This window comes from Bifidobacterium ramosum (assembly GCF_009299505.1).
Taxonomy (GTDB): domain Bacteria; phylum Actinomycetota; class Actinomycetes; order Actinomycetales; family Bifidobacteriaceae; genus Bifidobacterium; species Bifidobacterium ramosum.
Map to the genome: position 1 here is coordinate 1 of NZ_WBSM01000025.1, position 5294 is coordinate 5294.

Genomic DNA, 5294 nt, shown 5'->3' on the forward strand with positions numbered 1-5294 from the left:
TTTTTTGTGGAGGGTTCGATTCTGGCTCAGGATGAACGCTGGCGGCGTGCTTAACACATGCAAGTCGAACGGGATCCGACCAGCTTGCTGGTTGGTGAGAGTGGCGAACGGGTGAGTAATGCGTGACCAACCTGCCCCGTACTTTGGAATAGCTCCTGGAAACGGGTGGTAATGCCGAATGCTCCACGCTCCTGCATGGGGGTGTGGGAAAGTTCCGGCGGTATGGGATGGGGTCGCGTCCTATCAGCTTGACGGCGGGGTAACGGCCCACCGTGGCTTCGACGGGTAGCCGGCCTGAGAGGGCGACCGGCCACATTGGGACTGAGATACGGCCCAGACTCCTACGGGAGGCAGCAGTGGGGAATATTGCACAATGGGCGAAAGCCTGATGCAGCGACGCCGCGTGAGGGATGGAGGCCTTCGGGTTGTAAACCTCTTTTATCGGGGAGCAAGCGTAAGTGAGTTTACCCGTTGAATAAGCACCGGCTAACTACGTGCCAGCAGCCGCGGTAATACGTAGGGTGCAAGCGTTATCCGGATTTATTGGGCGTAAAGGGCTCGTAGGCGGTTCGTCGCGTCTGGTGTGAAAGTCCATCGCTTAACGGTGGATCTGCGCCGGGTACGGGCGGGCTGGAGTGCGGCAGGGGAGACTGGAATTCCCGGTGTAACGGTGGAATGTGTAGATATCGGGAAGAACACCAATGGCGAAGGCAGGTCTCTGGGCCGTTACTGACGCTGAGGAGCGAAAGCGTGGGGAGCGAACAGGATTAGATACCCTGGTAGTCCACGCCGTAAACGGTGGACGCTGGATGTGGGGCCCTTTCCACGGGTTCCGTGTCGGAGCTAACGCGTTAAGCGTCCCGCCTGGGGAGTACGGCCGCAAGGCTAAAACTCAAAGAAATTGACGGGGGCCCGCACAAGCGGCGGAGCATGCGGATTAATTCGATGCAACGCGAAGAACCTTACCTGGGCTTGACATGTTCCCGACGACCGCAGAGATGTGGTTTCCCTTCGGGGCGGGTTCACAGGTGGTGCATGGTCGTCGTCAGCTCGTGTCGTGAGATGTTGGGTTAAGTCCCGCAACGAGCGCAACCCTCGCCCCGTGTTGCCAGCATTTTGGATGGGAACTCACGGGGGACCGCCGGGGTTAACTCGGAGGAAGGTGGGGATGACGTCAGATCATCATGCCCCTTACGTCCAGGGCTTCACGCATGCTACAATGGCCGGTACAGCGGGATGCGACATGGCGACATGGAGCGGATCCCTGAAAACCGGTCTCAGTTCGGATTGGAGTCTGCAACCCGACTCCATGAAGGCGGAGTCGCTAGTAATCGCGGATCAGCAACGCCGCGGTGAATGCGTTCCCGGGCCTTGTACACACCGCCCGTCAAGTCATGAAAGTGGGCAGCACCCGAAGCCGGTGGCCTAACCTCGCAAGAGGGGGGAGCCGTCTAAGGTGAGGCTCGTGATTGGGACTAAGTCGTAACAAGGTAGCCGTACCGGAAGGTGCGGCTGGATCACCTCCTTTCTACGGAGATTTCAGGCTTCTGTTTGGAAGCCGGTGTGTGCCCCACGCCGTGGATAGTCCATGGTTGGTTGGGGTTGCTGGTGTGGAAGAGATCAGGGCGTTGATGTAGTGGTATGGATGCGCTTTTGGGCTCCCGGACCGCCACCCCAGGGTTTTCCTGGTGCGGTTCGTGCCCATGGCCTTCGGGCCGGGACGTGTGGTCTTGGTTGTCTGGGGTCGTGGTGCGTGGTGGTTTGAGAACTGGATAGTGGACGCGAGCAGAAACGAATGAGGTTTTCTTGTTTGTTTTTGCTGTATTTTTCGCCGGACTTCTTTTTGGAGTCTGGTTGTTTGATCGTTTTGTGATCGTTAGTGTGATGATGTGTTGTCAAGCGTGAATTTGCTCGTTGTTGCTAGCGGACGTCCGTTGTGCGGATGGTTGCTTGCAAGGGCGTATGGTGGATGCCTTGGCAGACAGGACCGATGAAGGACGTTGCAGGCTGCGATAAGCCTCGGGGAGCCGCCAAGCGGGCTTTGATCCGAGGGTGTCCGAATGGGGAAACCCACCGGCCGTCATGGGCCGGTACCGCACTTGTGCGGGGGGTACGCAGGGAAGTGAAACATCTCAGTACCTGCAGGAAAGGATACTCCGTGAGTAGTGGCGAGCGAAAGCGGATGAGGCCAAACCTTGAGCGTGTGATACCCGTCGGGGGTTGCGCTCGGGGTGTTGTGGGATGCGTGTCCCGTCGCCGACGCGGCGGGCGGAAGTGACAAAGCTCTGGTTGAGGCGAACCGGATTGAAGGCCGGGCCGCAGCGGGTGCCAGCCCCTTAGCCGAAGGACCAGGGCCTTCCGATCGTTGTTCCCAAGTAGCGCGGGCCTCGTGGAATCCCGCGTGAATCTGCCCGGACCGTCGGGTAAGCCTAAGTATTCCTGTCTGACCGATAGCGTACTAGTACCGTGAGGGAAAGGTGAAAAGCACCCCGGGAGGGGAGTGAAAGAGTTCCTGAAACCGTGCGCCTACGATCCGTCGGAGCCTTTCGGGGTGACGGCGTGCCTATCGAAAAATGAGTCTGCGAGTCAGTGGCATGTGGCGAGCGTAACCCGTGTGGGGTACGCGTAGCGAAGGCGAGTCTTAAAAGGCGTTGAGTCGCGTGTCCTGGACCCGAAGCGGGATGATCTAGCCCTGAGCAGGTTGAAGCGCGGGTAAGACCGCGTGGAGGACCGGACCCACCTGGGTTGAAAACCGGGGGGATGACTTGGGGTTAGGGGTGAAAGGCCAATCAAATTCCGTGATAGCTGGTTCTCTCCGAAATGCATTTAGGTGCAGCGTCGGTTGATTACATCCGGGGGGTAGAGCTACTGGATGCTTGCGGGCCCGTATCGGGTACCAACAGCAGCCAAACTCCGAATACCCGTGGTGCGTATTCCGGCAGTGAGTCGGCGGGGGATAAGCTCCGTCGTCGAAAGGGAAACAGCCCAGATCGTCGTCTAAGGTCCCCAAGCGCGTGCTAAGTGGGAAAGGATGTGGAGTCGCATAGACAGCCAGGAGGTTGGCTCAGAAGCAGCCATCCTTGAAAGAGTGCGTAACAGCTCACTGGTCTAGTGGTTCCGCGCCGACAATGTAGCGGGGCTCAAGCACGCCACCGAAGACGCGGCAGTACGTTTTGTGCTGGGTAGGAGAGCGTCCCGTGCGGGGCGAAGCGGGCGTGTAAACGTCCGTGGACTGCAGGGGAGTGAGAATGCAGACATGAGTAGCGAGAGGCGGGTGCGAATCCCGCCCGCTGGATGACCAAGGGTTCCGGGGCCACGTTCGTCGTCCCCGGGTGAGTCGGGTCCTAAGGCGAGGCCGACAGGCGTAGTCGAATGGATGAACGGGTTGATATTCCCGTACCGGCATCGAACCGACAAAACCGAGCCGATGAGTACTAACCTCCGGTTCGTGGTGATCCTTCCTTCGGGTTGGTGATCCGCGTGCTGTTGGGAGCGTAGTCGTAGTAGGTCAGCGCAGGAGTGACACGGACGGGTAGCCGGCCGCGGAGGTGGTTTTCCGTGGTCAAGCGTGCGGCCCGCTCCCCAGGCAAATCCGGGGGGCGTGAGGGCGAGGCGCGATGATGGGGCCTTTTTGGCCGAATCCGGTGATCCCATGCCGTCGAGAAAAGCTTCGGCGTCAGGCGCGGTGCCGCCCGTACCCCAAACCGACACTGGTGGTCTGGTAGAGTATACCGAAGCGATCGAGCGAATCCTGGTCAAGGAACTCGGCAAATTACTCCCGTGCCTTCGGTATAAGGGAGACCCCTCGGGGTGAACGTCCTCGCGACGGGAGCTTTGGGGGGTGGCACAGGCCAGGGGGTAGCGACTGTTTACCAAAAACACAGGAGCGTGCGAAGGCGCAAGCCGCTGTATACGCTCTGACGCCTGCCCGGTGCCGGAAGGTTAAGAGGATCCGTCAGCCCTTGTGGTGAAGCGGTGAATTCAAGCCCCGGTAAACGGCGGTGGTAACTATAACCATCCTAAGGTAGCGAAATTCCTTGTCGGGTAAGTTCCGACCTGCACGAATGGCGTAACGACTTCCCCACTGTCTCGACCAGGAGCTCGGCGAAATTGCAGTACGAGTAAAGATGCTCGTTAAGCGCAGAAGGACGAAAAGACCCCGGGACCTTTACTATACCTTGGTATTGGCGTTAGGCGCGGATTGTGTAGCATAGGCGGGAGACTTCGAAGCCCAGGCGCCAGCTTGGGTGGAGTCGCAAGGTGAAATACCGCTCTGTTCTCGTTTGACGTCTAACCACGAGCAGTCATCCTGCTCTGGGACAGTGCCTGGCGGGTAGTTTAACTGGGGCGGTTGCCTCCCAAAGAGTAACGGAGGCGCTCAAAGGTCCGCTCAGCCCGGTTGGCAATCGGGTGTCGAGTGCAATCGCACAAGCGGGCTTGACTGTGAGAACGACGGTTCGAGCAGGGACGAAAGTCGGAGATAGTGATCCGGTGCCGGCGCACGGGCGCGGCATCGCTCAACGGATAAAAGGTACCCCGGGGATAACAGGCTGATCATTCCCAAGAGTCCATATCGACGGGATGGTTTGGCACCTCGATGTCGGCTCGTCGCATCCTGGGGCTGGAGCAGGTCCCAAGGGTTCGGCTGTTCGCCGATTAAAGCGGCACGCGAGCTGGGTTCAGAACGTCGTGAGACAGTTTGGTCTCTATCCTCTGCGCTCGTTGGAATCTTGAGGAGGCCTGCCCATAGTACGAGAGGACCTGGGTGGACGAACCTCTGGTATGCCGGTCGTCACGCCAGTGGCGTGGCCGGTTGGCTACGTTCGGAAGGGATAACCGCTGAAAGCATCTAAGCGGGAAGCCCGCTCCAAGATAAGGATTCCGTGGAGGCTTGACCTCCTGTACCCCCCATGCAGAACACGTGGTTGATAGGCCGGACGTGGAAGCCGCGCAAGCGGTGGAGCCGACCGGTACTAACGGGGGAGAGGCAATCATCTTCCTCCGGCCTTTTTTGGGTTGGTGGTGGCAACATCTTTCTTCTGCAGGTTCACGCATTGGCATCATGGAATGCTGTGCGGTCACATTACGGTTTTCGCGTCCATGATCCGGTTCCCGGACCGTCACGGTCCCTTGCCGCCCTGGGTTGTTCCGGGGTGATAATTATAGATTTGCGGCGGTCATGGCCCAGGTGAGACGCCCGGTCCCATTCCGAACCCGGAAGCTAAGGCCTGGCACGGCGATGGTACTGCACTCGATAGGGTGTGGGAGAGTAGCACGCCGCCGCATTCAACTTG

The 5294-nt window shown here is 59.2% G+C and carries 3 rRNA genes; all 3 read left to right on the forward strand.

The window, feature by feature from the left end:
- The first annotated feature begins 3 nt into the window (after nt 1-3).
- Nucleotides 4-1528, forward strand: a 16S ribosomal RNA gene (locus DSM100688_RS11710).
- Nucleotides 1529-1942: 414 nt separating this feature from the next.
- Nucleotides 1943-4997, forward strand: a 23S ribosomal RNA gene (locus tag DSM100688_RS11715).
- A 172-nt stretch (nt 4998-5169) separates the two neighbouring features.
- Nucleotides 5170-5286 (forward strand): 5S ribosomal RNA (gene rrf, locus DSM100688_RS11720).
- The 16S, 23S and 5S rRNA genes sit together here, the layout of an rRNA operon.
- The last annotated feature ends 8 nt before the right edge of the window (nt 5287-5294 follow it).